Here is a 26,240-nt window from a genome sequence, read left to right on the forward strand (position 1 = left end):
GTGGTGAACGCTTCGGGTGTCGACTGGCTCGACAAGGTCAAATGGGACGCGAACGGACTCGTGCCGGTGATCGCGCAGGAGTTCGCGACGAACGACGTGCTGATGTTTGCATGGATGAACCGGGAGGCGCTCGCGAAGACGGTCGAGACCGGCCGCGCGGTGTATTTCTCGCGTTCACGCCAGCGGCTGTGGTTCAAGGGCGAGGAGTCCGGCCACGTACAGCACGTCCATGAAGTGCGCCTCGATTGCGACGAAGATGTCGTGCTGCTCAAGGTCGAGCAGGTGTCCGGCATCGCTTGCCACACGGGCCGTCATTCGTGCTTCTTCCAGAAATTCGAAGGCTCGATCGACGAAGGCGAGTGGGTCGCCGTCGATCCGGTACTGAAAGATCCCGAACATATCTACAAATGACGCAACCACACTTGCATGACACGCTGCTGCGCCTTGCCGCGATCATCGACAGCCGCAAGGGCGGCGATCCCGATGTTTCGTACGTGTCGCGCCTCTTCCATAAGGGCGACGACGCGATACTGAAAAAGATCGGCGAAGAGGCCACCGAAGTGGTGCTCGCCGCGAAGGACGTGCGGCACGGCCGCGAATCGAAAGCCCTGGTCTACGAGATGGCCGATCTGTGGTTTCATTGTCTCGTGACGCTGTCGCATTTCGGGCTGAGCCCGGCCGATGTGCTTGCCGAACTGGAGCGGCGCGAAGGCCTGTCCGGAATCGAGGAAAAGGCGCTGCGCAAGAGCCGCGATCGCGAGCAGAACGGCGACTGACGCGCGCCGCAGCGCGCGCGACGATGCCGGACAACCATGCGTTGGGTCGCCCCTGAAGGAGGATGAAACATGGAGCAGTCGCACAGCGGATATCCGCCGCCGTCGTATCAGAGCGCGGTCGAAATCGACCGGCAGCGCAGCCTGCGCACACTGACGCACGTGCTGTATGCGCTCTATGCGGTCTACTGGCTGACGGGCGGCGTGTCCGTGCTGGTCGCGATCATCATCAACTACCTGAAGCGGGGCGAAACGGTCGGCACGCCCTACGAGGCCCATTTCGAATGGCAGATCCGCACGTTCTGGATGGGTCTGGTCGGCCATTTGATCGGCGTGGCGCTGCTGATCGTGCTGATCGGCGTACCCATTCTCTGGGCTGTCGCGATCTGGACGTTGTACCGTATCATCAAAGGCTGGCTATATCTGTACGACAATAAGCCGTTGCAGAATCCGCGCGCGTGGTTCTGACGGCCAGCACCGGCCAGCCCTCGTAACCGCAGTCGCGCAACAAGCCAAACCGGGAAGTAACGGGAGAGAGTCGGGAAGACCATGAGCCACGATCCGAACTGCCTTTTCTGCAAGATCGCCGCGGGCGAGATTCCGTCAACCAGAGTGCATGAAGACGACGAGTTCGTCGCGTTCCGCGACATCCGTCCGGCCGCCGATACGCACGTACTGGTGATCCCACGCAAACATATCGCGACGCTGACCGATTGCCACGAAAGCGATGCCCCTCTGCTTGGTAGAATGCTTGTATTGGTCGCGCGTCTTGCGGACAAGCTTGGGGTTGCGTACACAGGCGGCGAAACGGGCTTCCGCACGGTAATCAATACCGGTCCGGGTGGCGGTCAGGAGGTCTATCACCTGCATGCGCACCTGCTTGCCGGTCCGCGCCCGTGGTTACGCATGGGGTGACATATGTTCATAACCGTTCGGCAGCGATACTAACGGGCCGCGCGACGGTGACGGATGCGAAAAGCAACGATGGGACGAAGCGCCCGCGCTTCGATTCGGGCCGCAAGGCCCAAGTGTTTTTCTTCACGTCGGTGGGCGACGGGAGACAAGGAGAGTTTTCATGGGTTCGTTTAGCATTTGGCATTGGCTGATCGTTCTGCTGATCGTCGCTCTGGTGTTCGGCACGAAGAAGCTGCGCAACATCGGCAGCGATCTGGGCGGTGCGGTGAAGGGCTTCAAGGAAGGCATGAAGGACCCAGACGCGCCCGCCGACGCGCAGGCGCAGCAACGCGAATTGCCGCGTGCGGGGACGATTGACGTCGACGCGAAGGAAAAAGCTACGCAACCGGGTGACTCGCGCTAAATCGCGCGTTGGACCCGAGTTAACACCCCTGCAAACGGCGCACTGACGGGAAGCCCATTCGATGCTGGACCTCGGCCTCACCAAGATGGCGTTGATCGGCGTAGTCGCGCTGGTCGTGCTCGGCCCTGAGCGGCTGCCGCGCGTTGCGCGCACGGCGGGTGCGCTGTTCGGCCGTGCGCAGCGATATATCAACGACGTGAAGGCCGAAGTCACGCGTGAAATCGAGCTCGACGAGCTGCGCCGGATGAAGAGCGAATTCGAAACGGCCGCGCAGAACGTCGAAACCACGATTCACGACAATCTGCGCAAGCAGGAAACCGAGCTGAACGAAGCGTGGAAAGCGGGAACGTCCGTTTCGCCGAGCATCGCGGGCAGCGGAGCGGAGCCTGGCGGCACGGCGGCATCGAGCGACGCGTCGTCGTCATGGAACGGCTTTGGCACGTCCCGGTCATCCTATAGCGCGCCGAAGCGCAAGAACTGGCGCCTTAAGCAAACCGCCACACCGACGTGGTACAAGCGTGCAACAGCGCGCCGTACGCACGTACAATCGGGCGCTGCGCGCGTGGCGCGCCACAAGCCAGTCAGCATGCGGCGCATGACGCGCTTCTTCTGATCACTCGTGAATCCATCTCCTACCGAGGGCCGGTGTGAGCGACCCCCAGCACAACCAGAACGAAGGCACTGAAGAGACCTTCATCTCCCATCTCGTCGAACTGCGCAATCGCATCATCCGCGCCGGCATTGCGGTGATTGTCGTGTTCGTGGGGCTCGTCTACTGGGCGCCGGACATTTTCCGGTTGCTCGCGCGGCCGCTGATGATGAACCTGCCAAAGGACGGGAAGATGATCGTCACCGACGTCACCGGCTCGTTCTTCGTGCCGATGAAAGTGACGATGCTCGTCGCGTTCGTGATCGCGCTGCCGATCGTGCTGTACCAGATCTGGGCATTCGTGGCGCCAGGGCTCTATCAGCATGAGAAAAAGCTCGTGATGCCGCTCGTTAGCAGCAGCTACGTGCTATTCCTGTGCGGCATGGCGTTCGCGTACTTTGTCGTGTTTCCGACCATCTTCCGTGTGATGGCGCACTACAACGCACCGCTGGGCGCGGAAATGACCACGGATATCGACAACTACCTGAGCTTCGTGCTGACGATGTTCCTCGCGTTCGGCGTTACGTTCGAGGTGCCGATTGTCGTCGTGCTGCTGGTGCGCATGGGCGTGCTGACGGTGCAAAAGCTCAAGCAGATTCGCCCGTATGTGGTGGTCGGCGCGTTTATCGTGTCCGCGGTCGTGACGCCGCCGGACGTGTTTTCGCAGCTGATTCTCGCGGTCCCGCTGATTGTGTTGTACGAGGCGGGCATCATCGCGGCGCGGTTCTTTGTCAACAAGCCGGCTGTGGAAGCCGCGAAAGAGGGCGAAGGCAACGCGGCTCCGTGACGCGCGGGGTTGCCCCCGCTATGTGTCCACTGCGAGCCCGCTCTGTGCCACATTGGGCCGCCTGCAACTCAAACTCACCGTCGTAGCCGTCCCTGCATCACCCGCAGCTGCGGAGCCGCACCCGCCCAGCCCGCGGCGCCTTAGCCGCCGTCGTCGCCCTGATCCTCGTCATCGGATGGCGACTGCTTCGGCGGCGGCGGGCGTTTGCCGATCATCACCGTCAGATCCAGTTCCTTGTTCTTGCGCACCAGATGCACCTTCGCACCGGTGCCGGGCTTGATTTGCGCGATCACGTTCAGAAGACGCGTCGTATCGGTAATATCCTGGCCATTCACGCCAACTAGAATGTCGCCGGGCTTGATGCCCGCCTTGTCCGCCGGGCCGCCCTTCAGCACGCCTGCGACGATCGCGCCGGTCTTCTGCTCAAGCCCGAACGATTCGGCGATTTCAGGCGTCACATCCTGCGGCTCGACGCCGATCCAGCCGCGCGTGACCGTGCCGGTGGTGATGATGCTTTCCAGCACGCTGCGCGCGGTCGACACGGGAATCGCAAAGCCGATGCCGAGCGAGCCGCCCGAGCGGGAATAGATCGCCGTGTTGATGCCGAGCAAGTTGCCGTGAATATCGACCAGCGCGCCGCCGGAGTTGCCGGGATTGATCGGCGCGTCGGTCTGAATGAAGTTCTCGAAGGTATTGATGCCGAGGTGGTTGCGCCCGAGCGCGCTGACGATGCCCATCGTCACGGTCTGACCGACGCCGAACGGGTTGCCGATCGCGAGCACGACGTCGCCGACGCGCGTCTGGTCCATGCGGCCAAGCGTAATGGTCGGCAGATTGGTCATATTGACCTTCAGCACCGCCAGATCGGTTTCCGGATCGACGCCGATGACCTTCGCTTCGCTCGTGCGGCCGTCCGCGAGCGCGATTTCGATCTGATCCGCGCCGTCCACGACGTGCTGGTTCGTTAGAATGTAGCCTTCCGAACTCACAATCACGCCTGAGCCCAGATTCGCGGCCGGTTGCTCCTGCTGGCGGCGGTTACGGTCGCCAAAGAAGTAGCGGAAGAGCGGGTCTTTCGCGCGCGGGTCGGGCGGGAGCGATCCGTCCTTGCTGGAGAATACGTTGACCACCGCGGGCATGGCTTTCTGGGCGGCGTCGGCATAGGAACTCTCCAGCTTGCCGCTGCCGATCCCCGGCGCCACTTCGCGTAGCGCGACGATCGGTTCGGCAAGCTGCTTGCCGAATTGCCCTTGTCGCTGCAGCCATTGCGGTTTGAGTGTCGCGATGATGAACATCAGCGCGAGCAGTACCGTCACCGCCTGGGCGAACAACAGCCAAAAGCGTCTGAGCATCTGGAAAATTAGAGGTTTATATGGATCGGATCGAATTGGAATTGTACTTGAACAACGTTCTCGAAGCCTCACGGTTCAAGGACTATTGCCCGAATGGACTGCAGGTCGAAGGGCGCCGCAAGGTCGAGAAAATCGCAACCGGCGTGAGCGCGTCGCTGGCGTTTCTCGAGGCCGCGCACGAGTGGGGCGCGGACGCGGTGCTCGTGCATCACGGCTACTTCTGGCGCAACGAAGCGCCGCAGATTACCGGGCGCAAGTACCACCGCCTGAAACTGCTGCTGGCGAACGACATTAACCTGTTCGCGTATCACCTGCCGCTCGACGACCATCCGGTCTACGGCAATAACGCGCAGCTTGGCGCGAAACTGGGCCTGATCGGCGACGCGCGCTTCGGGGACAACGACATCGGCTGGATGACCACGCTGCCGATGCCGATCACGCTCGCGCATTTCTCGGCACAGGTCGAGCAAACCTTGGGCCGCACGCCGCTCGTGCTCGGCGATCCGGACCAGGAACTGCGTCGCGTCGCATGGTGCACCGGCGCCGCGCAGGGCTATTTCGACGCCGCGATCGACGCCGGCGCGGACGTCTACCTGACTGGCGAAATTTCCGAGCAGAACACGCATATGGCGGCGGAAAGCGGCGTCGCGTTCGCGGCCGCGGGGCACCACGCGACTGAGCGCTTCGGTGTGCAGGCGCTCGGTTCGCACCTGTCCGAGGCGTTTAATCTCGAGCACCTCTTTATCGATATTCATAATCCGGTCTAGTTGCGACAAAACCAGTCCGAAGCAGTCAAAAACATGCGAAGCGGCGCATCACGCCGCATGCAAAGCGGGTAAATACAAAACGAAGGAAATACTTAAATCCGCATCGCTAAAATGTTTGCAAACTGTGCGGGAATACCCTGATTTATCAATAACTTCGTGCGGTTTTTGGTTATCGGGCCTTGTAAATGGCGACTCCATTCGAGCAAACTAGCGGCGGTAGAAGCGACGGAAGGAAAAAAATCCAACTTAGAAGTGGGGCGTGTGATGCGAGACAAGGAAGATGGACGCGTCGACGGCAGCCGTCGTACCTGGCTGATCGCGACGACCGTAACAGGTGGCATCGGAGGAGTCGCCACCGTAATACCCTTTGTTAGTTCATTTGCACCATCCGAAAGGGCCAGAGCAGCGGGTGCGCCGGTCCAGGTCGATATCAGCAATCTGAAGTCCGGCGAGATGATGACGGTCGCGTGGCGCGGCAAGCCAGTGTGGATTCTCAACCGCACTGACCGGATGCTGGCCGACGTGCAGAAGGCTGACAACGAAGTCGCCGACCCGCATTCCAACAATCCGTTTTCGATGCCGATGCCGGAGTACGCGAAGAACGAGTTCCGCTCACGGCCCGAACGCAAGCACATTCTCGTTGCCGTAGCGGTGTGCACCCACTTGGGTTGCACACCGACACCGCGTTTCCAGGAGGGCGCGCAGCCCAATCTTCCGGACGACTGGCCAGGTGGTTTCCTGTGCCCGTGCCACGGTTCGACGTATGACCTGGCCGGCCGCGTCTTCAAGAATAAACCTGCGCCGCAGAACCTCGACATCCCGCCTTTCATGTTCGTGGGCGACACGCTCGTGATCGGCAAGGACGAGAAAGGAGAAGCGTAAATGGCGACGACCGAAAAAGATGTGGAGAACACGTCCGGACTTGTCGGCTGGATCGACCGGCGCTTCCCGATGACGTCGACGTGGAAGGCTCACGTTTCCGAGTACTACGCACCGAAGAACTTCAACTTCTGGTACTTCTTCGGTTCGCTCGCGCTACTCGTGCTGGTCAACCAGATCGTCACCGGCATTTTCCTCACGATGAACTACAAGCCCGACGCAACGCTCGCGTTCGCATCGGTCGAATACATCATGCGCGAGGTGCCGTGGGGCTGGCTGATCCGCTATATGCACTCGACCGGCGCGTCGATGTTCTTCGTGGTCGTGTATCTGCATATGTTCCGCGGGCTGCTGTACGGGTCGTACCGCAAGCCGCGCGAACTGGTGTGGATCTTCGGCTGCGCGATTTTTCTGTGCCTGATGGCCGAGGCGTTCTTCGGCTACCTGCTGCCGTGGGGGCAAATGTCGTACTGGGGCGCGCAGGTGATCGTTAACCTCTTTTCGGCCATTCCGTTTATCGGCCCGGACCTGTCGCTGTGGATTCGCGGCGACTACGTCGTGTCCGACGTCACGTTGAACCGCTTTTTTGCGTTCCACGTGATCGCGATTCCGCTGGTGCTGATCGGCCTCGTGATCGCGCATGTCGTCGCGCTGCACGAAGTCGGGTCGAACAACCCGGACGGCATCGAGATCAAGGCGAAAAAGGACGAGAACGGCATTCCGCTCGACGGCATTCCGTTCCACCCGTACTACTCGGTGCACGATTTCATGGGCGTGTGCATCTTCCTGATCGTGTTCGCGGCGATCATCTTCTTTGCGCCGGAAATGGGCGGCTATTTCCTCGAAGCCAACAACTTCGTGCCGGCCAATCCGCTGCAGACACCGCCGGAAATCGCCCCGGTCTGGTACTTCACCGCGTTCTACGCGATGCTGCGCGCGACCACCGATCCCTTCAAGATCGTGCTGATGATCGTCGTCGTGCTGCTCGGTCTGCTCGCGCTCGCCCGCGCGCGCGGCAAATGGCGCGTCGGCTTGCCGGTGCTCGCGGTGCTGGTCGTGCTCGCGATGCACTTCACCGAATCGAAGTTCTGGGGCGTGGTCGTGATGGGCAGCGCGGTGGTGTCGCTATTCTTCCTGCCGTGGCTCGACCGGTCGCCGGTCAAGTCGATCCGCTACCGGCCGCTGTTTCACAAGGTCTTCTACGCGATCTTCGTGCTGGCGTTCCTGACGCTCGGGTTCCTCGGCACGCGGCCACCGTCACCGGCGGCCACGCTGATCGCGCAGATCTGCGCGCTGGTCTACTTCGCGTTTTTCCTCGGCATGCCGTTCTGGACACCGCTTGGCCGTTTCAAGCAGCCGCCCGAACGAGTGCGGTTCAAACCCCACTGAATGCCACGCGAGGAGAACCCGAACATGAAAAGACTACTTTCGATACTCGCGCTGATTGGCGCGACGCTGGGTGGGCTGGCGGCCGCTCCGGTTACTGCGCAGGAAAATATTCCGCTCGACCGGGCGCCGGATAACGCGGACAATTTTGCTTCGTTGCAACATGGCGCGCAAATCTTTGTAAACTATTGCATGGGTTGCCATTCCGCGAACCTGGTGCGGTTCAGCGCGCTGCAGCAACTCGGCATTTCGCAGAAGGAAATCGAGCAAAACCTGATGTTCACGACGGACAAGATCGGCAACACGATGTCGATCGCGATGCGCCCGGACGACGCGAAGGCGTGGTTCGGCGCGGCGCCGCCGGATCTCTCCGTCATCTCGCGGGCGCACGGCCGTGACTGGCTCTATTCGTACCTGCGCGGCTTTTACCGCGACGATACGCGGCCGACCGGCTGGAACAATCTCGTGTACGAGAATGTGAGCATGCCGAATGTGCTGTGGCAGTTGCAGGGCGAGCGCACCGCGAAGTTCGAGGAGGAAACCGACGAGCGGACCGGGGAAAAGGTGCGCACGTTCGCCGGTTACCAGCAGGTCACGCCGGGGACGATGTCGCCGGTAGATTATGATTCGGCTGTGGCCGATCTTGTCGCGTATCTGTCGTGGATGGGCGAGCCGACCCAGAAGTTCCGCCAGCAGCTCGGTGTGTGGGTGCTTCTGTTCCTCGGTCTGTTGAGCTTTTTCGCCTGGCGACTGAACGCCGCGTATTGGAAAGATATCAAATAAACACACCGTAGCGGGTGTGGGGCTGGCGCAAGGAAAAACCGCACGGGGAAACTGTGTGACGGCTTTTCCGCGTGCTGGCCCTTCAGCTTTTTGAGGAAACGTAAAAATGATGGTTCTGTACTCCGGCACTACGTGCCCATTCTCCCAGCGTTGCCGGCTGGTGCTGTTCGAGAAGGGCATGGATTTCGAAATCCGCGACGTTGACCTGTTCAACAAGCCGGAAGACATCGCGGTGATGAATCCGTATGGGCAGGTGCCGATTCTCGTTGAGCGTGATCTGATCCTGTATGAATCAAACATCATCAACGAGTACATCGACGAGCGCTTTCCGCACCCGCAACTGATGCCGGCCGATCCGGTGCAGCGCGCCCGCGCGCGCCTGTTCCTGCTCAACTTCGAGAAGGAACTGTTCGTGCATGTCGGCACGCTTGAAAATGAGAAGGGCAAGGCAGCCGAAAAGAATCATGAGAAAGCGCGCCTCGCCATTCGCGACCGTCTGACGCAACTTGCGCCGATTTTCCTGAAGAACAAGTACATGCTCGGCGAAGAATTTTCGATGCTCGACGTCGCGATCGCGCCGCTGTTGTGGCGCCTCGACCACTATGGAATCGAGCTGTCGAAGAACGCCGCGCCGCTGATGAAATACGCCGAACGTATCTTTAGCCGTCCGGCCTATATCGAAGCGCTGACGCCGTCGGAAAAGGTGATGCGCCGTTGAGTTTGGGCGAGGGCGAGCGCCGCGACACCGCTGCCGCGGCCGCCCGCCCGGCATGAGGACTGTTGATGCAAGAAATTTCCACGAAGCCGTACCTGTTGCGTGCGCTGTACGAGTGGTGCACCGATAACGGCTATACGCCACATATCGCGGTGCGGGTCGACAATCAGACACGTGTGCCGCGTCAATTCGTGCGCGACAACGAAATCGTGCTGAACATCAGCTTCGAGGCGACCAGCCAGTTGCAGATGGGCAATGACTGGATCGAGTTCAGCGCGCGGTTCTCCGGCAAGTCGCATAAGATCGAAGTGCCGGTGGCGAACGTGCTGGCCATTTACGCGCGTGAGAACGGACAGGGCATGGCGTTTCCGGTGGATTCGGCGGGCGGCGAGGCGACCGATTCAGAAGCCGACGCCGATCATCTGCCGGCCGAGGCCGTCGATAACCCTGCGCAGCAGGCCGCGGCGAAGCCGGATGCGGACCATGCTGGTGGCGCGCAAACCCGTGCGCAATCCGAGTCCGACGCGCAGACCGACGGGGACCCGCGTCCGGACGATGACGGCGCCAAAGGTGGACGGGGTCACCTCAAGGTCGTGAAATAGAGGTTCTACCGGGCGGCGTTCGTGCAACAGACAGAACCGGCAGGCATACGAGGCGCCGGTTCTTCCTCCCGTTCAGTGCGATGCAAGCACTCGCACGAATGCGAACACGAGCGCGAGCACAACCACAATCACACCTGTGGCAACCACCAGGCGATCAGCTAGCAAGCGGCGCATGGCGACTTCTCCTACACGAAGCTGTAGCGCTCGGAATGATACCGGGCGATCGGCACTTTCATCTTGCCCAGCGCGGTTTCGATCGCGTCCATCATGACATCCGGCCCGCAAATGAAGTACTCGTGGTCGGTGTACTCGGGCGGCAGGTGACGCCTGAAGACGTCTGCGTTGATGCGGCCCGTTTCTCCCGTCCAGGCGTTGGGCGGATTCGAGAGAACATAGACGATCTTCAGGTCGAGCCGCGTCCTTAGCGCGTCAAGCTCGTCGCGGAACGTAAGCGACTCCCAGTCTTTGCCGCCATAGAGCAACACCAGCGGACGCCTGTCGCCGCGGTCGGCGAGCGTGCGGATCATGCTCATCATCGGCGTGATGCCGATGCCGCCTGCGATCAGCACGTGCATATCGGTCGGGTTGCCGATCGTGAACGCCCCATACGGGCCGTCGAGATACACGCGCTGCCCGGCCGTGACCGTTTTGACGGCGCTCGTGAAGTCGCCGAGATTGCGGATCGTCATTTCGACGCGCCCATCCGGCGCCTCGGCACTCGACGAGAACGAGAACGGGTGCCCGGTAATGCGGAACGGGCTAGCCCATAGCGTCAGCCAGCCGAACTGGCCCGGCTTGAAGCGGAACCCCGCGTGCCCTTCGGGCCGCATGACGAGCGTCGTCGTGTCGCCGCGCTCCATGCGCACCTCGACGATGCGATAGGGCCGCCGCAGCATGAAGACCGGCTTGATGATGCGCACATAGAGCAGCAACGCGATCCAGAAGATCGTCATGCCGATCCACAGGGTTCGCTTGAGCGGATCGGCGAGGTAGAAGCCCCAGCCGACCATATGCAGCATGCCCGCGCCGATCGCGGTCAGCGCGAGCACGATATGGGACAGATGCCAGATTTCGTAACGGATTTTCAGCTGCTTGCGCCACAGGGCCGTCACCACGAGCACGATGAGCGCACCGATCGACAGCACGGCAAAGCGGGCACCCCAAGGGATATCCCAGATCGAGTCCGGCATCGCGAGCGATTCCGAGCGGATGGCGATCAGGATCAGCGGATGCACCACGACGAGACCGACGGCCAGCAGCGAGACACGTCGATGGAAGTGATAGATGACGTCCTCGCCCCACGGTTCGGTCACGTGTCGAAAACGTGCGGTGAGGCCGAATTGCAGCCCCATCATCGCGAGACCGGAGTAGCCGAGCGCGACCGAGAACTCGGTGCCGAAATTCCGGGCGGGCGGCAGATCGCCCGCGAGCAGCGCGAACAGCGGGGCGAGAATGAACAGCAGATAGATGGCAGACCAGATGGCCTTGCGCACGAAATCGCGATACCGCATGAAATCCCCTCTATTCCGGCAGCAAATTGGGGCCACCTTTGGTCCAGCTGGGTCCTCGTTTTCCGCGTACGGACGGCCTACGCGGCGCCGGCTCTCGCGAACAGGCTGATCCGCTCGCCACGGCCATCCGCCGCAGGTCCTCCATGCACCGCGTCGCCCGGCGCTGCTTCAGATACAGGTAGTCAACAGCAGCGCGGGCCCGAATGTGATGACGGTGGCGGCCAGGGCCGCTATCAAGGTCCAGATGACGACGGTGCGCAGAAACGTGCTGATGGGCTCCGGTCCAGGGTCGCGCCTCGCGGTGGCGCGATAGCGCCACAGCCAGCCGATCGCGACGAGATGCACGAGCAGCACGATCGCGAGGCTCAGGCGCAACGGACCCGTCGACCAGCCGAACGCGCAACCGATCGCGTGCAGTGCGTACAGGATCACGAGCGCGAGACACCAGATCGTGAAGCCAACGGCCAGCCACCACAGACGCCGCGGCGGGAGCGGGTGTCCGTTCATGGCCGTGCCCCCAGCATCGCAACGAGTCCGGGCAGCGCAAGCACGAGGCCGAGCGCGATGATCGCGGTCACCGTCGTGTAGTCAAGCCACACACGCGACAGGCGCAGGTCGGTCAGCCGGCGCGGCGAGATGAAGCCCGCACCGAAGCGCAGCAGGTTGCTGAGAAGGAACAGCAGTCCGATACCGGCGTGCAGCGCGACATAGCTGAGCAACGCGGCGGCTGTCGCACCAAGCGCATGCTCGCGCGGACTGGGCGTGACACCGGCGATCAGGGAGACATCGGCGGCAAGCGCCACGACCAGCGCTAGCGCGGCGAGCGCGATCCAGCCGTGCGGCTTGCTGCCCGCCGCGGCGCTGCGCAGCGAGCCGCGCGCGGCCGCCGCCGCGACGGCGAGCCCTACGACCGTGACGAATGCGAGCAGGCTGCTCGGCTGCGGCGTCACGGCAGCGGGCCAGTTGGGCGCGGCGATCCAGAGATAGAACGTGCCGAATATCAGCGACGTGAACAGCGTGCCGTTCGCGACCAGCGCACAGACAAGCGCCAGCCAGGACGGTGCGTTGGCCACTTCGGTATGCGGCGGCACGCTGACGCCACGACCGACCGGCAGCGGACCATAGTCACGCGGCAGTCCCGCGCTCTGGCCGGCGAAGACGAACATGCCGAGCGTCGCGACGGCGAGCGCCGCGGCCAGCAGATAGAACTTGAAGAGCATCGCGAGCACTGCGGCGCCGGTCATGAGTGCGGTGAAAAGCGGCAGGTACGTCGGGTTCGGCAGCACGATCAGCTGTTCGGGCTCGCCCGACGTCATGTGCACGCCCAGCGTTTCCTGCCAGCCGTTGCGTGTAAAACCGAGATAACCTTCGCCGCGCGCCAGGGACACGGCGAGTTGGCCCGCACCGATGCCATCCGTTTCCGTGCCGACGCGCGGGAGCGACGCAAACGCGTAGGGCGCGGGAGGAATCTGCATGGCCCACTCCAGCGTCGTCGAATCCCACGGATTGCGCCGCACGCGTCGGCCGAAGCGCAGTTGCACGATGATGTCGATCGCGACCAGCGCAAAGCCGATTGTCATGATGAAGCCACCTACCGAGGACAGCAGGTTAAGCCCGTTCCAGCCTTCCTCGCCGCTGTAGGTGAAGATGCGCCGCGGCATGCCGAGCAGGCCGGTCAGGTGCATCAGGAAGAACGTCATGTTGAAGCCGATGAAGACGAGCCAGAAGGCAGGCAGTGACAGCTTGTACACGGCGGTGCGCCCGGTCAGCAGCGGCAGCCAGTAATAGAACGCCGCCAGCATCGGAAACGCGAGGGCGCCGGCCACCACGTAGTGCATATGCGCGACGACGAAATAGGTGTCGTGCGCCTGCCAGTCGAACGGCACGATCGCGAGCATCACGCCGGTCAGCCCGCCCGCGGTGAACACGAAAAAGAAGCCGAAGATGTACAGCATCGGCACATCCCAGCGTGGCCGGCCGTGCGACAGCGTGGCGAGCCACGCGAAGAACTGGATCGCGGTCGGTACCGCCACGATCGCCGAGCCCGCCGAGAAGAACGCAAGCGCCAGATGCGGAATGCCGACCGTGAACATGTGGTGCACCCAGATGCCGAAGCTCAGGAACGCAAGCGCGATGATCGCGACGACGATGGTCCGGTAGCCAACCAGCGGCCGCCTCGCGAACACGGGGATGATGGTCGACAGCACGCCCGCCATCGGCAGGAAGATGATGTAGACGTCCGGGTGGCCGAACAGCCAGAACAGGTGCTGCCACAGCAGCGGGTCGCCGCCGCGGCGCGGGTCGAAGAACGGCAGGCCGAAGGCGCGCTCGACCTCGAGCATGATCGAGCCGAGGATCAGCGGCGGAAAGGCCACGATCATCATCATGGCCGTCACGAGGATGTACCACGCGAAGATCGGCATGCGGTCCAGCGACATACCCGGCGCGCGCATCTTGAGGATCGACACGACGATCTCCATCGCAAGCGAGAGCGCCGAGATCTCGACGAACGTGACGCCGAGCAGCCAGACGTCGGCGTTGATGCCCGGCGTATAGACGTTGGAACTGAGCGGCGTGTACATGAACCAGCCGCCGTCGGGGGCGACATGCATGATAAGCGCCACGGTCAGGATCGTGCCGCCGAACAGGTAGCACCAGTATCCGTAAGCCGTGAGCCGTGGAAAGGCGAAGTCGCGCGTGCCGAGGATCTTCGGGGTGAGATAGACCGCGAAGCTCTCCACCATCGGAATCGCGAACAGGAACAGCATCATCGAGCCATGCATCGTGAAGACCTGGTTGTAGGTCTCCGCATCCATGAAGGTCGCACGCGGGCTAGCGAGCTGCACGCGCGTCAACATGCCGAGAATGCCAGCGATCGCGAAGAACACGAACGACGTGATCATCATGCGCATGCCGATCACGCTATGGTTCACTGCGGCGAGCCGCTGCACGCCGGGCCCCGTGGCCCATATCGCGGCCAGCTGGCGATGCAGCCGCAGCGCGTTCATGCGCTGTGACGGAGGCTCGACGGGCACACTCATTTTTTCACCTCCGCGGCGGAGGCCGCCTCTTTGAGGGCGGCGGAAAAGTCTTCAGGACGATCGACGATCACCGTGAAGTGCATCCCTGCGTGGCCGAATCCGCAGAACTGGTTGCATAGCCCTTCGTACTGGCCCGGCTGATCGGCCTGCACGCGCAGGTGCGTCTCATGGCCGGGGATCGCGTCGATCTTGCCGGCAAGGCGCGGGACCCAGAACGCATGCACGACGTCCTGGCTCGTGACCACGATGTCGACAGGCGTGCCGGCCGGCAGTTGCAGCACGTTCTTCGTTTCGAGCCCGCCCGCATCGGGATAGCGGAAGGTCCAGCTCCATTGCTGCGCGATGGCTTCGATGCGCGGCGGCGTCGTGCGGCCCGGCAGCGGCAGCAGCCGTTCGCCGGCATAGAGCGCATAGCCGATCAGCGGAATCAGGACTATTGCGGGCAGCACGAGCCCGCCCAGCACGACCCAGCGCGCGGGCGACACGCCCGAGCCCCAGCCCGGTCGCCGCATCACAAGGAAGAACAGCACGAGCACCAGCGCGAACAGCACGGCCGCGCCGGTCAGCATCACCCACCATAGCGCGGCGATCGAAGCGGCAGCGGGCCCGGACGGCGACAGCGTCGAGAGCGGACCGGCGCAGCCGGACAGCGCCGCGAGCGATCCGGCTTGGACCGGCACACGCCACGCACTATGATGGCTTGAAGCATCACATCTTCGACGCGGCGGGCATTGACCATGGCAAAGAACGGCGATTCCGGACACCAGACCAGGAGCGAGGTGGTGCTCGAACTGCTGAGGCTCGATGCGGGCTCGGCCGTCGCGCTTGTGGGGCACCCGATTCACGTGATGATGGTGCACTTCCCGATTGCCTTCGTGGTCGCCACGCTGGGCGTCGATGTCATCTACTGGTGGTCGGGCGATCCGTTCTGGGTGAGGGCGGGTCTGTGGGCCGCCGGCTTTGCATTCTGGAGCGGCGTGGGCGCGAGCCTCGTCGGCACGGCCGAGCTGTTGCTGGTGCGCGGCATCCGCTTGCGGGAGGCCAGCTGGTCGCATGCCGTGGCCGCCATGACACTGGTCGCGATCGCGGGCGCCAACTGGGGGCTGCGCCTTTTCTATCCCGCCGAGGTGCTGCCGCACGGGCTCGCGCTGTCGATCCTCGCCTCGGTGATGACGGGCTTCGCCGGCTGGCATGGAGGCAAGCTCGTGTTCGATCATGGCGTCGGCATTCTGGTTTCGCCGAAGGACTGATGTAGCCAGCGGGCGAGGCCGCCTGGCTCGAACAGATGCGGGGCGAACGTGTTTGACGGGATGTGCGGCTTGGCCAGTACGACCCAGATGATCGCGACGATCACGAGCACATAGGCCGTTGCCAGTGCAATCGACGCAGGCCGGCTGAAGTGTCCGTCGGGCAGGAACAGATGATGGAGGACGAGGCCCGCGACGACATGCAGCATCGCCATGATGCCGACGAGCACCATCTTCACTGAGAACCATTCGACGAAGGTGGCCTGCAGGAAGATCAGCGCCGTGCCGCTTGCGATCGCGATGAACGCAGCCGGAGAGGTCAGCTCGACATAGACAAGCCTCGTGATGCGGTGCAGCCGGTCGAGTTCGGGGCCAACCGTGAGCGTGCGCCGTTGCCAGAACAGCAGCGGCAGCACGATGAGTCCGCCCGACCAGATCGCGATCGCGGCCAGATGGATGAATTTCAGGGCGGTTGTCACAGGGCGGGCTCCCTCGCGCGCAGCGAGGACCAGGTGATCCAGAGTCCCGCAGCGAGATAGGGGATCATCGCGAGCACCCACATCAGTAAGCCGGCCAGTTGCTGATCGGCGAGCGGGGTGAGGCCCCATGCGGCCGTGCTGGCGAAATGCACGACATAGAGCGGCCGCGGTGAGAAGACGATCAGCGCGCCGAGCAGGCCCATCTGCCCGATCGTCGCGACCAGCGCCATCAATGCGGCGCCGGTCTGGACCCACGGCGCAAGGATGCTGCGCCACATTAACCATGCACTGCCGAGTAATGTGACCTGCATCAGCCAGTAGGCGGGCACGGTGGCCAGAGCCCAGGCATAGGGCCCGGGTGCATGCCAGAGCCAGACGACGATGGCATGAGCAGCGACCACCGGCGCAAGCGGTGGCCAAGGCAAGTGGGGGAGCGGGAACGCACGCGCGAGCAGAGGCGCGACGGCGGCGATCAGGATGATGTGGTGGGTGACGCGCGCCGAGAACAACGCGGACGACAACGCGCACAGCGGCGAGACGAATACGACGACCATCAGCGCAAGCGCCGCCCAGCCGGCGCTTGCATCGGCCGAGCGGCCGCGGGCGATGACGAATGCCAGGGCGGCAAGCGCCGCGAGCAACAACGGATCGGTATTCCAGCGCAGCCAGAAGTCTTGAGGAATGGCTGCGGGGCCGCAGTAGGCGATCAGTGAAGCTGGCATGACACGCTGCCCTCCGGATCGTAACCGCACTGTAATGTACGCTTAGCCGTCGGTGTGACAAGGCATGTGAAGCTGCTGGTGATAGTAGACTAATTTCGCTCGTATCGCGTAGCGGAAGAACGATCGCTCAAGGCCGGTGGGCATGCGTTAGCGCACATGGGGTATAATCGTGCGCTTCGCCGGGTTAGCTCAGTTGGTAGAGCAACCGCCTTGAACACACACGAGTGCCCTGTCGGAAACGATGGGAGTAGAACCCCTCAAATTCGGGGAAAGCTAACGCCTTCACGGGCTATGCCAATCCCGAGCCAAGCTTGCTGACGCAAGAAGGTGTAGAGACTAGACGGGGGGAGCCTAAGGCGTTCGCTATGGCTAAGGGATAGTCCAGACCACAAACGTTAGGCGGCGAAAGTCGTAGTGGTAAGGTAAGCGGTAGGTCGTCTGTTCGAGTCAGACACTCGGCACCACATCAAAGGGTTACAGGGATTTTTCCTGTAACCCTTTTTGCGTTTCGGGTCCTGAGTTGACCTACGAGCGCACGCCGCCCGAATCCCGCCGCTGATCCTCACACAGATACGCCACAATCTTCTCCGCCGCTTCCTCCGGCGTGAGCTTCGTTGTATCGATATGCAGTTCCGGGTTCTCTGGCGGCTCATACGCCGAATCAATCCCGGTAAAGTTTTTCAGCTCACCCCGGCGCGCCTTCTTGTACAACCCCTTCGGATCGCGCCGCTCCGCCACCGCGAGCGGCGTGTCGACAAACACTTCGACAAACTCACCATCCGCAACCAGACCACGTGCGGTTTCGCGTTCCGCCCGGAATGGCGAAATAAACGACACCAGCGCGATCAGCCCGGCATCGACCATCAGCTTCGCCACTTCACCCACGCGACGTATGTTTTCCACGCGATCGACCTCGGTGAACCCAAGATCCATACAGAGACCATGCCGGACGTTATCACCGTCGAGCAGATACGTATGCCGTCCCAACGCATGAAGCTTCTTCTCCACAAGGTTCGCGATCGTGGATTTGCCGGCGCCCGATAGGCCCGTCAACCAGACCACCGCCGGCGTTTGCCCCTTGAGCCGTGCGCGCGCGTCCTTATTGATCTCGAGCGCTTGCCAATGGACGTTCTGCGATCGGCGTAACGCAAAGTGCAGCATGCCGGCGCCCACCGTCGCATTCGATAGCCGGTCGATGATGATAAAGCCGCCGGTATCGCGATTCTCCTGGTAAGCATCAAACGCAATGCCCTGATCGACATGCAGATTGCAGACGCCGATTTCGTTCAGCTCCAGCGTTTTTGCCGGCAGACGCTCCATCGTATTGACGTTGACCTTGTACTTGAGCGGGCCGATCGACAAACCCACAGTCTTCGCGCCCAGCTTCATCAGGTACTTCCGGCCTGGCAGCATCGGCTCGTCGCTCATCCAGACGACGTTGGCCTCGAACTGGTCGGCGACCGACGCGGGCGCGTCGGCGGCACACAGCATGTCGCCGCGGCTGATATCGATCTCGTCGGTCAGCGTGACCGTGATCGATTGGCCCGTCACCGCCTGCTCGAGGTCGCCATCGAACGTCACGATCCGCTCGACGGTGCTTTCACGTCCCGACGGCAGCACCCGCACCCGCGCGCCTCGCCGCAGGGTGCCGCCCACCACGCGACCCGAGAAGCCGCGAAAATCCGCATTGGGCCGATTGACCCACTGAACCGGCATACGGAACGCGCCCGACTGCGCCGCATCGTCGCCGATCTCCACCGTTTCGAGGTAAGCCATCAGCGTCGGCCCGTGGTACCACCGCGTGCGCTCGCTTGGAACCGTGACGTTGTCTCCATTGAGCGCCGACATCGGAATGGCAACCACGTGGGCAATACTTGTCTGTGCCGCCAATGCACGGTATTCGTCGACGATGCGATCGAATACGTCTTTCGAGTAATCGACCAGATCGAGCTTGTTGATCGCGAGCACGACGTGCCGGATGCCAAGCAGCGACACGATGTAGCTGTGGCGGCGGGTTTGCGTGAGCAACCCCTTGCGCGCATCGACGATCAGGATCGCGACATCCGCCGTCGACGCGCCGGTCACCATGTTGCGGTTGTATTGCTCGTGGCCGGGTGTATCGGCAACGATGAACTTGCGTCGATCCGTCGAGAAGAAGCGATACGCGACATCGATCGTGATGCCTTGTTCGCGCTCTGCCGCGAGCCCGTCGACGAGCAGTGCAAAGTCGAGCGCTCCGCCCTGCGTGCCGACCTTTTTCGAATCGGCTTCGAGCGCGGCCAGCTGATCGGCAAACAGCATTTTCGACTCATAGAGCAGACGTCCGATCAGCGTGCTCTTGCCGTCGTCGACGCTGCCGCAGGTGATGAAGCGTAGCAGTCCCTTGTGCTGGTGCGCTTCCAGATATTGCTCGATGTCCTCGGCGATCAGGTTCGATACATGTGCCATCAGAAATAGCCTTCCTGCTTTTTCTTCTCCATCGAGCCGCTCGAATCGTGGTCGATCAGGCGCCCCTGACGCTCGGAGGTTTTCGTCAACAGCATTTCCTGAATGATCTGAGGCAAGGTCGTCGCGGTGCTCTCGATGGCGTCGGTAAGCGGGTAGCACCCGAGTGTGCGAAAGCGGACGCTGCACATTGTCGGCTGCTCGCCGGGCTTGAGCGGCATCCGGTCGTCATCGACCATGATCAGCAAACCGTCGCGCTCGACCACCGGCCGAACGGCGGCGAAATAGAGCGGTACGAGCGGAATATTCTCCAGGTAGATGTATTGCCAGATATCGAGTTCGGTCCAGTTCGAGATCGGGAAGACGCGCATGCTCTCGCCTCGATTCTTGCGCCCGTTGTACAGGCGCCAGAGTTCGGGGCGCTGCATCTTCGGATCCCATCGGTGCTGCGCCGAGCGAAACGAGAAAATGCGTTCCTTCGCGCGTGATTTTTCCTCGTCGCGGCGCGCGCCGCCGAATGCCAGGTCGAAGCCGAATGTGTCCAGCGCCTGCTTCAGGCCTTGTGTCTTCCAGATATCCGTATGAATGGCCGAGCCGTGATCGAACGGATTGATGCGTTTTTCCAGCGCTTCCGGGTTCTGATAGATCAGCAGATCGAGACCGAGCCGCGCCACGGCCTGGTCGCGGAACGCGTACATGTCGCGGAATTTCCATGTAGTGTCGACATGCAGCAGACGGAACGGCGGCTTCGACGGATAAAACGCCTTCATGGCCAGATGCAGCAGCACCGAGCTGTCCTTGCCGATCGAATACAGCATCACCGGATTCTCTGCATCCGCGATCGCCTCGCGCATGATGTCGATGCTCTCGGCTTCGAGCCGCTGCAAATGCGTGAGCGCGTTTCCCGCCGCCTTCTGCGGTATCGCGTTGCGGTGCGCCAATCGTTCGTTCATAAGCTTCACGCGTCTGGAGCGGGCAATGATGCCGGTCTAAAGGGATTTCCTTGAGCGTCCCGAATCGATACTTTCGCCGCTCATCTTACGCTTGGCGATTGAAACGGCTGCCGCCGAAGAGAGCAAACCTTTGCCCGCAGTTCTTTGAATCGCCTTACAGGGATGCCCGAATGTGAGGCGTTCCGGTTTGCGCCGCCGTAATCGTCGACCGCATTGCTGCATAATGCGTGGCGTTGCTTCCGAGTAGCCATGACCTCATCCGCTGATCTTCCTCACATTCCCGTCATCACGTGGCCCGAAGCCGATGGCCCACGCTCGGCACGCTGGCGCTCCGAGGCGGGCGTGCCGCCGCCGAAGCGCGTCGTGCTGGCGGACGACCGTACGACAGCCGATTCCGCCTATCGGCTCGCCTGCGAAGGCACCGCCTTGCTTTGGCACGGTGACTTCCAGAACGCGCGCCAACTGCTGCAAGCGATGACGCGCCGGCTCGAACGCAAGCCGCCGAAGCGCGCGACTTCGCCACTCGACGCGTTCAACCTGCATCGGCAAGCGCAGTCGCAACGCGCGCGCACACTGGGCATGTTGCTGATCCCGCTCGATGCCGATTACACGATTCCGCTGCGTCGCGCGCCCGACGTGCAGCAGGCGTGTACCGAAACCTACGGTCCGCCCGGCGCTGACACGTCGGTGGTCTCGCTGCGCGAGTTGCTCGGGTTGATCGGTGCGCACGAGTGGCGCAAAAAGGGCGTCGACGTTCTAGCGCTCGGCGCGCGTATTCACCCGTACTACGGCGTGTTTTCGCCAGTGCGCGGCGAATATATCGATCTGGTTGCGCGCACACCGCTGCCTTCGCAAGCGCTCGCGTTTGATATCGGCACCGGTACCGGTGTGCTTGCCGCCGTGCTCGCGAAGCGTGGCGTCAGGAAGATCGTCGCCACCGACCAGGACCCGCGCGCGCTCGCGTGCGCACAGGAGAATCTTGTGCGGCTCGGCTATGCCGGGCGCGTCGAGATCGTCAACGCGGATCTGTTTCCACCCGGCCGCGCGCCGCTTGTCGTGTGCAATCCGCCGTGGCTGCCGGCGCGGCCTGCATCGCCGATCGAGTACGCGATTTACGATCACGAGAGCCGCATGCTGCTCGGCTTTCTCAACGGCCTTGCCGACCATCTGGAGCCCGACGGCGAAGGCTGGCTGATCCTGTCCGACTTCGCCGAGCACCTCGGCTTGCGCACCCGAGCCGATCTGCTCGCAGCGATCGATCGCGCAGGGCTTGCCGTCGCGGGGCGCGAAGAGATCCGGCCGCGTCATCCGAAGGCAACCGATCCGTCCGACCCATTGCACACGGCGCGCGCGGCGGAAGTGACGTCGCTATGGCGTCTGAAAGTCCGCTAAGCACCCACTAAGCACCCGCTGAGCGGCGCGTGAGGCGCCGGCGGGCAAGTGCATCACCGTCAGCGCCCGACGCTCGCGAGATGATTCAACGCACCGAGCCCTGCGGCAAGCCCGCTCGCGAAACAGGCGGTGAGCAGATAGCCGCCGGTTGGCGCTTCCCAGTCGAGCATTTCACCCGCGCAAAACACGCCAGGCAGTTCGCGAATCATCAGGTGCGAATCCAGTGCCTCGAATGGCACGCCGCCCGCGCTGCTGATCGCCTCTTCGATCGGCCGCGCACGTACGAGCCGCAACGGCAGCGCCTTGATGGCGTACGCGACCCGCTCGATATCGAAGAAGTCCTTCTTCGACAGGCACTCGTGCAGCAAGCCGAGCTTCACGCCCGCGATGCCGATGCGGCTTTGCAGATGGCTCGACATCGAGCGCGAGCCGCGTGGCCGCACGACTTCGTCGATCACGCGTTCATGGGACAGTCCCGGCGCGAGATCGAGCCGGATGACCGCGGCGCCGTCGGCAAGCACGCGTTCGCGAATCGCGGCGGAAAGCGCGTAGACGAGGCTGCCTTCGATCCCCGTGGTCGTGATGACGAACTCGCCTTGCCGACGCAGCACCTGGCTGTCGGTGTCCGTCACGACGATCGCGACCGCCTTCACCGGCTGGCCGGCGAAGCGCTCGCGAAAGGGTTCGGTCCAGTCCGCATCGAAGCCGCAGTTGGAGGGGGTGAGCGGAGTGACCGGTATGTTGCGTTCGGTCAGCAGCGGCACCCATGACGCGTCCGAGCCGAGCCGCGGCCAACTGCCGCCGCCGAGCGCGAGAATCACCGCATCGGCGTGCAGCACCTGTTCGCCGCCGGGCGTCAGCAGACGCAGCGCATGCCGCGCGCGTCCGCTGGGGGTATCCCAGCCGACCCATTTGTGCCGCATATGAAAACGCACGCCGGATTCCCGCAAGCGGTGCAGCCATGCGCGCAGCAGCGGCGCGGCTTTCATATCGGTCGGAAACACGCGCCCCGAGCTGCCGACGAAGGTGTCCACGCCGAGCTCGCTGGTCCATGCGCGCAATGCGTCGGGAGCGAACCGTTCGACGAGCGGCGCAATCTGCGCGCTGCGCTTGCCATATCGTGTCAAGAACCGGTCGAGCGGCTCCGAATGGGTGATGTTCATCCCGCCTTTGCCGGCCATCAGAAACTTGCGGCCGACGGAAGGCATGGCATCGTAGACGTCGACTTGCACGCCGTGCTGCACCAGCGCTTCGGCGGCCATGAGTCCGGCGGGCCCGCCGCCGATCACGGCGACGCTATGACGGTCGTACAAAATCGACATGCGTGGCAAACGATCGAGAGAATGACATTGAATGGATGTTCCGGACACCGGTTACATGCGAAGCCCGAGTCAGGCGGCGTCCGCATTCTCCCATAGGCTCGCGACACGGCCCGAGCATCCATAAGAGCGACGTATTGTGCAACGCTCTCCTTTCGAACCCCTTCGTCAATTTCCGTCCGCGCGGTGCCTCGCTTGGCCGCACCGCGACCTATACTTTTTGACACCTCCCCGTTTGACGCACTTCGCGTCATTTTCCCGCGCACGCATTGTCCGATGACCAATCGGTTCAGTCGATCCGAAAGGCTCGCCTGTCGAATCGTTCAGACATGAACCGCGTGTGTATCCATTGATGTGAGGAGTACTACCATGAGCCGCGTCTACATCGATTGCCGTGAATACCCGAGCGACATTGCGTGTTCGGTTGCGCTATGCGCCGATTCGGAAGGCGAACTCCTCGAGGCTGCGGTGCAGCACGCGGTCACGGTGCACAAGCATGCGGACTCGCCTGAATTGCGCTCGCAGTTGAAGACGATGTTCCACGCCGGCACGCCACCGGCTGAGATGCAGCACAACGCGTGATACGTGCCGCGCGCGATCGCTTCAGGTCACGACGCCCACTTGCCACGGCACGAATTCGTTCTGTCCATAGCCGTGTAATTCGCTTTTCGAAGGCGTGCCGGACGCGCAGTCGAGCATCATCTGAAAGATCGCGTCGCCTAGCTGATCGATGGATGCGGTGCCGTCGATGACGCCACCGCAGTTGATGTCCATATCGTCCTGCTGGCGTTCCCACAGCGCGGTATTGGTTGCGAGCTTCAGCGACGGCGATGGCGCGCAGCCATACGCGGAACCGCGGCCGGTGGTGAAGCAGATCAGATTCGCGCCCGACGCGACCTGGCCGGTCGCCGACATCGGATCGTAGCCGGGCGAATCCATAAACACGAAGCCTTTCGCGGCGATCGGCTGCGCGTATTCGTAGACGTCGACAAGATTCGTCGTGCCGCCCTTGGCGACGGCGCCGAGCGATTTTTCGAGAATCGTCGTGAGGCCGCCGACCTTGTTGCCAGCCGACGGGTTGTTGTCGAGCGCCGCATGGTTGCGCGCGCAATAGTCCTGCCACCATGCAATGCGCGCGAGCAGCTTCTCGCCGACCTCGCGGCTCACTGCCCGCCGCGTCAACAGGTGTTCGGCGCCGTAAACCTCCGGCGTCTCGGACAGGATCGCGGTGCCGCCGTGCCGCACCAGGCGGTCGACCGCCGCGCCCAGTGCGGGGTTTGCCGAAATGCCCGAGTAACCATCGGACCCGCCGCATTGCAGCCCGACGTTCAGCCAGGACGCCGGCACGGGTTCGCGCGCGACGCGGTTCGCGTCGGCGAGCATCTCGCGCACCATTGCGATGCCGCGTTCGATCGTCTTGCGTGTGCCGCCGCTGTCCTGGATCGTGAAGCTGCGCAGTTTCGGCTGATTGTCTTTCAGGCCGCCGGACTCGAGCACCCCGCCGATCTGATTGGCCTCGCAGCCCAGTCCGACGAACAGTACCGCTGCGAAGTTCGGATGCACCGCGTAGCCCGCGAGCGTGCGGCGAAGAATGGTCATTCCCTCGCCGAGCGTGTCGATTCCGCAGCCCAGGCCATGCGTCAGCGCGATCACGCCATCGACGTTCGGATAGTCGGCGAGCGCTTGCGGATGCACATCGCGGCGAAAGTGATCGGCGATCGCGCGTGCCACGGTTGCTGAACAGTTAACGCTCGTCAGCACGCCAATGAAGTTGCGCGTGGCGACACGGCCGTCCGCGCGGCGGATTCCCATGAAATGCGCGGGCTTGGCGATGTAATCGGTCTGGTGCACATCGACGCCGAACTCGTGTTCGCGCGCGAATTCCGCCATGCCGAGATTGTGCACGTGCACATGCTGGCCACGCGCGATCGCGTCGCGCGCGACGCCGATGATCTGGTTATAGCGCTTGACCGGCTCGCCCTTTGCGATCGCGCGGGTCGCCACCTTGTGACCGGGCGGAATCAGTCCGGTGACGACGAGATCTTCCGCGTCGATGCGCGTGCCCGGCACGAGCTGGCGAGTTGCAATGATCACATCGTCGTTCGGATGAAGACGGATGATGGGTTGAGCAACGGCTGATTCGGTCGGCATCGCGCGGGCCTCGAAAGGGGAGCGTCGTAGGGAAGCGGAGCGGCGATCGCGCGGGGCGCATAGGTCGCTATGCGCGGCACGTCGATTTCTTCTGCAAACGATTCAAAGAATAGCCGATTGACGACGCCAGTTGGGAGGTTGACGCAGAGGCGAGCGAAAGCGGCGTGCACGCGGCAAGGGATGTCGCGATGCCACGCCGTGCCGGTTAGATGAGAGTTAGCGAAACGGGCAGCGGACCGTTTCAATCGACGCTTTTACGGGTGCTTCAGCCCGGGTAGGCTTCATCGACCTTCAGTCCCGCCAGCTTGAAGATGACGCGCAGCGTCTGTGGTTTGATGTCGCGCCGCGACGCGAGCGTCGTCATCACGAAGTCGAGCACTTTGGCATATTTGAGCAGAATCAGAACGGTTTCGAGGTCGACGCTGCCATCGCGCATCTCTTCGGCGAGACGCAGCATCTCGACCGAGATGTCTCGCGCCATTTCCAGCTCGAGCTGTTGTTTCTCGGTCCATTCCGGGGTTGTCGTCAGCTTTGCGAGCAGTTCCTGAAACTTCTGCTCTGCGTTTCCGTTGGGTATCGTATCCATTGCCGCCTCTTCGGATCCGAGCGCGCTTCCTGTGAACAGTCGCGGCACGCTTCAGGTTAGGTTACGTTCGGCCCCGTCGTATCGGGCATGATCGCATGCACGTGACGGGTACGACCTCCCCCACAGTCACCGGTTCATCGCGTTTGAGCGGCCGGCAGCTTTCGTTGTTATGTCGCGTAGCCGCCAGGCCGGGCTGGTCGCCCGGCGGGCACGCGTGACGCACGATGCAACGCTCATGCAGCGCCCATGATGGGGTCCGCGCCGCATAAAGCGTTCCTCACAGATGCTCGCGCACCGTTTTTCGCGCGGCGACCCAGCGGGTTGTCCGCGCTTTTCGGTAAACTGGCAGCAACTTCTTCCTTTTTCCGTCACCTGTCGCACGT

At 62.7% G+C, this 26,240-nt stretch carries 27 protein-coding genes and 2 pseudogenes; 17 read left to right on the plus strand and 12 right to left on the minus strand.

The genetic code is table 11. The features are described 5' to 3' along the window. The 8 genes and pseudogenes from hisI (at position 1) to tatC (ending at position 3,527) form a co-directional block, all read left to right on the plus strand. The gene (gene hisI / locus HV796_RS17610; protein ID WP_175227769.1) at positions 1-411 is read left to right on the plus strand and encodes a phosphoribosyl-AMP cyclohydrolase; all 411 of its coding nucleotides are present in this window, start codon (positions 1-3) and stop codon (positions 409-411) included. After that, positions 408-776, plus strand: coding sequence for a phosphoribosyl-ATP diphosphatase (locus HV796_RS17615; RefSeq protein ID WP_175227770.1), 369 nt, complete (start codon positions 408-410; stop codon positions 774-776). The genes hisI and HV796_RS17615 overlap by 4 nt, the downstream gene beginning before the upstream one ends. A 69-nt stretch (positions 777-845) precedes the next feature. Further along, positions 846-1,241, plus strand: coding sequence for a DUF4870 family protein (locus tag HV796_RS17620; protein ID WP_175227771.1), 396 nt, complete (start codon positions 846-848; stop codon positions 1,239-1,241). A gap of 81 nt (positions 1,242-1,322) precedes the next feature. After that, positions 1,323-1,688, plus strand: coding sequence for a histidine triad nucleotide-binding protein (locus tag HV796_RS17625; protein WP_175227772.1), 366 nt, complete (start codon positions 1,323-1,325; stop codon positions 1,686-1,688). A 160-nt stretch (positions 1,689-1,848) separates the two neighbouring features. Next, positions 1,849-2,091 (plus strand): Sec-independent protein translocase subunit TatA, encoded by a 243-nt coding sequence (tatA, locus tag HV796_RS17630; RefSeq protein ID WP_175227773.1) that lies wholly within the window; start codon positions 1,849-1,851, stop codon positions 2,089-2,091. Positions 2,092-2,152: 61 nt separating this feature from the next. Beyond that, a pseudogene (tatB, locus tag HV796_RS45840) lies at positions 2,153-2,429 on the plus strand (Sec-independent protein translocase protein TatB); the annotation flags it as partial. Positions 2,430-2,545: 116 nt separating this feature from the next. Further along, a pseudogene (tatB, locus tag HV796_RS45845) lies at positions 2,546-2,704 on the plus strand (Sec-independent protein translocase protein TatB); the annotation flags it as partial. Between the two features lie 34 nt (positions 2,705-2,738). Next, positions 2,739-3,527 carry a twin-arginine translocase subunit TatC gene (gene tatC, locus HV796_RS17640; protein ID WP_175227775.1) on the plus strand — a complete coding sequence of 263 codons (789 nt, stop codon included), beginning with the start codon at positions 2,739-2,741 and terminating at the stop codon, positions 3,525-3,527. 140 nt (positions 3,528-3,667) lie between these two features. Here tatC and HV796_RS17645 read toward each other — a convergent pair whose 3' ends face one another. After that, the gene (locus HV796_RS17645) at positions 3,668-4,879 is read right to left on the minus strand and encodes a Do family serine endopeptidase (RefSeq protein WP_175227776.1); all 1,212 of its coding nucleotides are present in this window, start codon (positions 4,877-4,879) and stop codon (positions 3,668-3,670) included. A gap of 20 nt (positions 4,880-4,899) precedes the next feature. On the opposite strand from HV796_RS17645, the gene HV796_RS17650 reads away from it, so the two are divergent. The 6 genes from HV796_RS17650 (at position 4,900) to HV796_RS17675 (ending at position 10,011) form a co-directional block, all read left to right on the plus strand. Beyond that, positions 4,900-5,646: a Nif3-like dinuclear metal center hexameric protein gene (locus tag HV796_RS17650; RefSeq protein WP_175227777.1), complete on the plus strand. Its 747-nt coding sequence runs from the start codon at positions 4,900-4,902 to the stop codon at positions 5,644-5,646. Between the two features lie 264 nt (positions 5,647-5,910). Then, the gene (gene petA / locus HV796_RS17655) at positions 5,911-6,528 is read left to right on the plus strand and encodes a ubiquinol-cytochrome c reductase iron-sulfur subunit (protein WP_175227859.1); all 618 of its coding nucleotides are present in this window, start codon (positions 5,911-5,913) and stop codon (positions 6,526-6,528) included. Continuing rightward, on the plus strand, positions 6,529-7,914 hold the full coding sequence (locus tag HV796_RS17660) for a cytochrome b (protein WP_175227778.1): 1,386 nt from the start codon (positions 6,529-6,531) through the stop codon (positions 7,912-7,914). Between the two features lie 24 nt (positions 7,915-7,938). Further along, on the plus strand, positions 7,939-8,694 hold the full coding sequence (locus tag HV796_RS17665) for a cytochrome c1 (RefSeq protein ID WP_175227779.1): 756 nt from the start codon (positions 7,939-7,941) through the stop codon (positions 8,692-8,694). Positions 8,695-8,800: 106 nt separating this feature from the next. After that, the gene (locus tag HV796_RS17670) at positions 8,801-9,412 is read left to right on the plus strand and encodes a glutathione S-transferase N-terminal domain-containing protein (protein ID WP_006052302.1); all 612 of its coding nucleotides are present in this window, start codon (positions 8,801-8,803) and stop codon (positions 9,410-9,412) included. 65 nt (positions 9,413-9,477) lie between these two features. Further along, positions 9,478-10,011: a ClpXP protease specificity-enhancing factor gene (locus HV796_RS17675; protein WP_175227780.1), complete on the plus strand. Its 534-nt coding sequence runs from the start codon at positions 9,478-9,480 to the stop codon at positions 10,009-10,011. Positions 10,012-10,196: 185 nt separating this feature from the next. On the opposite strand, the gene HV796_RS17680 is transcribed toward HV796_RS17675, so the two are convergent. The 4 genes from HV796_RS17680 to coxB form a co-directional block, all read right to left on the minus strand. Then, positions 10,197-11,522, minus strand: coding sequence for a ferredoxin reductase family protein (locus HV796_RS17680; protein WP_175227781.1), 1,326 nt, complete (start codon positions 11,520-11,522; stop codon positions 10,197-10,199). Between the two features lie 168 nt (positions 11,523-11,690). Beyond that, entirely contained in the window at positions 11,691-12,029 is a 339-nt protein-coding gene (locus tag HV796_RS17685) for a hypothetical protein (protein ID WP_175227782.1), read from the minus strand. Continuing rightward, a complete protein-coding gene (gene ctaD, locus HV796_RS17690) occupies positions 12,026-14,563 on the minus strand; it encodes a cytochrome c oxidase subunit I (protein WP_175227783.1) in 2,538 nt (845 codons plus the stop codon). The genes HV796_RS17685 and ctaD overlap by 4 nt, the downstream gene beginning before the upstream one ends. Next, a complete protein-coding gene (gene coxB / locus HV796_RS17695) occupies positions 14,560-15,243 on the minus strand; it encodes a cytochrome c oxidase subunit II (RefSeq protein ID WP_246355909.1) in 684 nt (227 codons plus the stop codon). The genes ctaD and coxB overlap by 4 nt, the downstream gene beginning before the upstream one ends. A gap of 57 nt (positions 15,244-15,300) precedes the next feature. Here coxB and HV796_RS43385 point away from each other — a divergent pair, with 57 nt between their 5' ends. After that, positions 15,301-15,813, plus strand: coding sequence for a DUF2231 domain-containing protein (locus tag HV796_RS43385; protein WP_217477928.1), 513 nt, complete (start codon positions 15,301-15,303; stop codon positions 15,811-15,813). On the opposite strand, the gene HV796_RS17705 is transcribed toward HV796_RS43385, so the two are convergent. The 4 genes from HV796_RS17705 to cysD form a co-directional block, all read right to left on the minus strand. Further along, the gene (locus tag HV796_RS17705; RefSeq protein WP_175227786.1) at positions 15,777-16,289 is read right to left on the minus strand and encodes a CopD family protein; all 513 of its coding nucleotides are present in this window, start codon (positions 16,287-16,289) and stop codon (positions 15,777-15,779) included. The genes HV796_RS43385 and HV796_RS17705 overlap by 37 nt on opposite strands. Further along, the gene (locus HV796_RS17710; protein WP_175227787.1) at positions 16,286-17,011 is read right to left on the minus strand and encodes a cytochrome c oxidase assembly protein; all 726 of its coding nucleotides are present in this window, start codon (positions 17,009-17,011) and stop codon (positions 16,286-16,288) included. Before HV796_RS17710 ends, HV796_RS17705 begins: the two co-directional genes overlap by 4 nt. Before the next feature lie 525 nt (positions 17,012-17,536). Then, positions 17,537-19,459: a sulfate adenylyltransferase subunit CysN gene (gene cysN, locus HV796_RS17715; protein WP_175227788.1), complete on the minus strand. Its 1,923-nt coding sequence runs from the start codon at positions 19,457-19,459 to the stop codon at positions 17,537-17,539. After that, positions 19,459-20,409, minus strand: coding sequence for a sulfate adenylyltransferase subunit CysD (gene cysD, locus HV796_RS17720; RefSeq protein WP_175227789.1), 951 nt, complete (start codon positions 20,407-20,409; stop codon positions 19,459-19,461). The genes cysN and cysD overlap by 1 nt, the downstream gene beginning before the upstream one ends. A 249-nt stretch (positions 20,410-20,658) precedes the next feature. Between cysD and HV796_RS17725 the strand changes: the two genes are divergently transcribed. Then, a complete protein-coding gene (locus HV796_RS17725; protein WP_175227790.1) occupies positions 20,659-21,801 on the plus strand; it encodes a N5-glutamine methyltransferase family protein in 1,143 nt (380 codons plus the stop codon). Positions 21,802-21,860: 59 nt separating this feature from the next. On the opposite strand, the gene HV796_RS17730 is transcribed toward HV796_RS17725, so the two are convergent. Further along, entirely contained in the window at positions 21,861-23,123 is a 1,263-nt protein-coding gene (locus HV796_RS17730; RefSeq protein ID WP_175227791.1) for a TIGR03862 family flavoprotein, read from the minus strand. A gap of 366 nt (positions 23,124-23,489) precedes the next feature. Here HV796_RS17730 and HV796_RS17735 point away from each other — a divergent pair, with 366 nt between their 5' ends. Then, a complete protein-coding gene (locus HV796_RS17735) occupies positions 23,490-23,702 on the plus strand; it encodes a DUF1059 domain-containing protein (protein ID WP_175227792.1) in 213 nt (70 codons plus the stop codon). Between the two features lie 21 nt (positions 23,703-23,723). Here the strand turns inward: HV796_RS17735 and HV796_RS17740 are convergent, their stop codons facing one another. After that, positions 23,724-25,271 (minus strand): UxaA family hydrolase, encoded by a 1,548-nt coding sequence (locus HV796_RS17740; RefSeq protein ID WP_175227793.1) that lies wholly within the window; start codon positions 25,269-25,271, stop codon positions 23,724-23,726. 265 nt (positions 25,272-25,536) lie between these two features. Beyond that, positions 25,537-25,857, minus strand: a complete 321-nt coding sequence (locus HV796_RS17745; protein WP_134196473.1) for a type II toxin-antitoxin system HicA family toxin — start codon at positions 25,855-25,857, stop codon at positions 25,537-25,539. Positions 25,858-26,240: the final 383 nt, after the last annotated feature.

This window comes from Paraburkholderia humisilvae (assembly GCF_902859855.1).
In the GTDB taxonomy this organism is placed as follows: Bacteria; Pseudomonadota; Gammaproteobacteria; order Burkholderiales; family Burkholderiaceae; genus Paraburkholderia; species Paraburkholderia humisilvae.

Excerpts from the sequence above, each read along its gene's own strand:
- HV796_RS17660 (WP_175227778.1), top strand. The coding sequence starts at position 6,529 with ATGGCGACGACCGAAAAAGATGTGGAGAACACGTCCGGACTTGTCGGC.
- HV796_RS17685 (WP_175227782.1), bottom strand. The coding sequence starts at position 12,029 with ATGAACGGACACCCGCTCCCGCCGCGGCGTCTGTGGTGGCTGGCCGTT.
- HV796_RS17615 (WP_175227770.1), top strand. The coding sequence starts at position 408 with ATGACGCAACCACACTTGCATGACACGCTGCTGCGCCTTGCCGCGATC.
- cysD (WP_175227789.1), bottom strand. The coding sequence starts at position 20,409 with ATGAACGAACGATTGGCGCACCGCAACGCGATACCGCAGAAGGCGGCG.
- ctaD (WP_175227783.1), bottom strand. The coding sequence starts at position 14,563 with ATGAGTGTGCCCGTCGAGCCTCCGTCACAGCGCATGAACGCGCTGCGG.
- tatA (WP_175227773.1), top strand. The coding sequence starts at position 1,849 with ATGGGTTCGTTTAGCATTTGGCATTGGCTGATCGTTCTGCTGATCGTC.
- HV796_RS17745 (WP_134196473.1), bottom strand. The coding sequence starts at position 25,857 with ATGGATACGATACCCAACGGAAACGCAGAGCAGAAGTTTCAGGAACTG.
- HV796_RS17645 (WP_175227776.1), bottom strand. The coding sequence starts at position 4,879 with ATGCTCAGACGCTTTTGGCTGTTGTTCGCCCAGGCGGTGACGGTACTG.
- HV796_RS17725 (WP_175227790.1), top strand. The coding sequence starts at position 20,659 with ATGACCTCATCCGCTGATCTTCCTCACATTCCCGTCATCACGTGGCCC.
- HV796_RS17740 (WP_175227793.1), bottom strand. The coding sequence starts at position 25,271 with ATGCCGACCGAATCAGCCGTTGCTCAACCCATCATCCGTCTTCATCCG.
- petA (WP_175227859.1), top strand. The coding sequence starts at position 5,911 with ATGCGAGACAAGGAAGATGGACGCGTCGACGGCAGCCGTCGTACCTGG.
- HV796_RS17730 (WP_175227791.1), bottom strand. The coding sequence starts at position 23,123 with ATGTCGATTTTGTACGACCGTCATAGCGTCGCCGTGATCGGCGGCGGG.
- HV796_RS17675 (WP_175227780.1), top strand. The coding sequence starts at position 9,478 with ATGCAAGAAATTTCCACGAAGCCGTACCTGTTGCGTGCGCTGTACGAG.
- cysN (WP_175227788.1), bottom strand. The coding sequence starts at position 19,459 with ATGGCACATGTATCGAACCTGATCGCCGAGGACATCGAGCAATATCTG.
- HV796_RS17670 (WP_006052302.1), top strand. The coding sequence starts at position 8,801 with ATGATGGTTCTGTACTCCGGCACTACGTGCCCATTCTCCCAGCGTTGC.
- HV796_RS43385 (WP_217477928.1), top strand. The coding sequence starts at position 15,301 with ATGGCAAAGAACGGCGATTCCGGACACCAGACCAGGAGCGAGGTGGTG.
- HV796_RS17735 (WP_175227792.1), top strand. The coding sequence starts at position 23,490 with ATGAGCCGCGTCTACATCGATTGCCGTGAATACCCGAGCGACATTGCG.
- HV796_RS17665 (WP_175227779.1), top strand. The coding sequence starts at position 7,939 with ATGAAAAGACTACTTTCGATACTCGCGCTGATTGGCGCGACGCTGGGT.
- HV796_RS17650 (WP_175227777.1), top strand. The coding sequence starts at position 4,900 with ATGGATCGGATCGAATTGGAATTGTACTTGAACAACGTTCTCGAAGCC.
- HV796_RS17625 (WP_175227772.1), top strand. The coding sequence starts at position 1,323 with ATGAGCCACGATCCGAACTGCCTTTTCTGCAAGATCGCCGCGGGCGAG.
- HV796_RS17680 (WP_175227781.1), bottom strand. The coding sequence starts at position 11,522 with ATGCGGTATCGCGATTTCGTGCGCAAGGCCATCTGGTCTGCCATCTAT.
- HV796_RS17620 (WP_175227771.1), top strand. The coding sequence starts at position 846 with ATGGAGCAGTCGCACAGCGGATATCCGCCGCCGTCGTATCAGAGCGCG.
- HV796_RS17710 (WP_175227787.1), bottom strand. The coding sequence starts at position 17,011 with ATGCCAGCTTCACTGATCGCCTACTGCGGCCCCGCAGCCATTCCTCAA.